The 1,421-nt window shown below is 32.5% G+C and carries 3 protein-coding genes; 1 reads left to right on the top strand and 2 read right to left on the bottom strand.

The annotated features are described in order from the left end of the window. Positions 1-13 precede the first annotated feature (13 nt). The gene (locus BG20_RS02870) at positions 14-682 is read right to left on the bottom strand and encodes a coiled-coil domain-containing protein (RefSeq protein WP_010190704.1); all 669 of its coding nucleotides are present in this window, start codon (positions 680-682) and stop codon (positions 14-16) included. A gap of 132 nt (positions 683-814) precedes the next feature. Here BG20_RS02870 and BG20_RS02875 point away from each other — a divergent pair, with 132 nt between their 5' ends. Beyond that, entirely contained in the window at positions 815-1,126 is a 312-nt protein-coding gene (locus tag BG20_RS02875; RefSeq protein WP_007401196.1) for a hypothetical protein, read from the top strand. Here the strand turns inward: BG20_RS02875 and BG20_RS02880 are convergent. After that, positions 1,115-1,421, bottom strand: a 307-nt coding sequence (locus BG20_RS02880) for a phosphatase PAP2 family protein (protein WP_010190708.1), incomplete at its 5' end; no start/stop codon positions are given. The genes BG20_RS02875 and BG20_RS02880 overlap by 12 nt on opposite strands.

Raw genomic sequence — 1,421 nt, forward strand, 5'->3', positions numbered from 1 at the left:
AGATTTTACAGATTTATGTTTTTTTTGCCATTTTACGTTTTTTAGCAAGTAACTCTTGAAGTCGTGAATTTACTTTTTCTAGTGCTTTTTTAGCAGATTCCTCAGATCTGATTTTTTGTTCTAATTCTTTAGCAAATTTTTGAGCCGCCTTGTGACTTTCACTCATGGTTTCACGTAAGGTAGGTTTTGCTTTGGTTTGCTTTTGAATTTGAGTACTAATTTTTGATTTAATTTCATTGATTTTAGAAACTTCTTCAGTAATCTTTTTTGCAGTTTTTTCTCGATTTTTTATTTCAAACTCTAATTCTTGGATTTTCTCATTAATTATAGCTAATTTGGATTTAGCAATATTTTCTTCTTCAGGATTTTTAGCAAATTCTAGTTCCTGTTCAGCCTCTACAAGGGCATCTTTTTCACGGATTAGGCGCTCACTTGCGGCTGTAACTAATCTCTGAATGCTTTCTAGTTGAGAGGTCTTTTGAGTTAAAACTCCTGAAACGTCAGTTACATCCTCTTTTTCTGATTCAATTTTTCTATCTATGGAATTTAGACCGGATGAAGATCTTTTTTCAAGGGTTCGTACCTGTTGTAGTTGTCTTTCAGCTTTTTTTCTCAAATTAGCTGCTTTTTGTTTTTTTGTCTTAGTTGAATTACTAATTTTTCTAAAGATGCCAATGATCAAGTAAAAGTAAATCTGTCGGTTAAGTTATGAATATAATCAGGATTTGACTTACCAGTTAAGAAAATTAACATACTTTGATCGCAAAAATGGATTTTTTGAAAAAATATTAGTAGAGACAACTAACAAAACATAATGGAATTTCATCCAAAAGATTTACCAGTATCAAAGACTTACGATCTTAAAGATGTCAAAGATGCATCAGACGCAGTTGAAGACATGGTGAAATTAGGATTTAACAATAGAAAAGAAGGATTCAGAGTACTAATGCCAAAAGAATCAAAACTTGCAAAAAGAATTGGATATACGGTGACAACAGGAGTCACATATGCACTTAGACAAAAAAACGAAGTTAGAGACATAAGATATTGGACATATCATTACGATGAAGAACATTATGCAATTGTTTTGATTAGTAACAAAAGGTTTACAGAATTAGGATTTTGATTTATCGAATATTTTGTATAGTTTTGTTCTTTTTGCCAACACACCAGCTAGCATTACACCAAGTAAGGCACCACCAATTACATCCATCGGGTAATGTTGAAGAACATACACTCTACTTAGAGATACCAATATTGGATAGAGAAACAACAAATATGCCCCTCTTGGAAATCGTTCAGATAATGCATAGCCTATCACTATTGCAAAAATAATAGTTCGTGCTGCATGCCCAGACGGATAAGAAGCATTGAATCCACCTTCACAGAATAAAGCAAATGTGTCACGGCTAATCTTTACC

The organism is Candidatus Nitrosarchaeum limnium BG20 (assembly GCF_000241145.1).
Classification (GTDB): domain Archaea; phylum Thermoproteota; class Nitrososphaeria; order Nitrososphaerales; family Nitrosopumilaceae; genus Nitrosarchaeum; species Nitrosarchaeum limnae.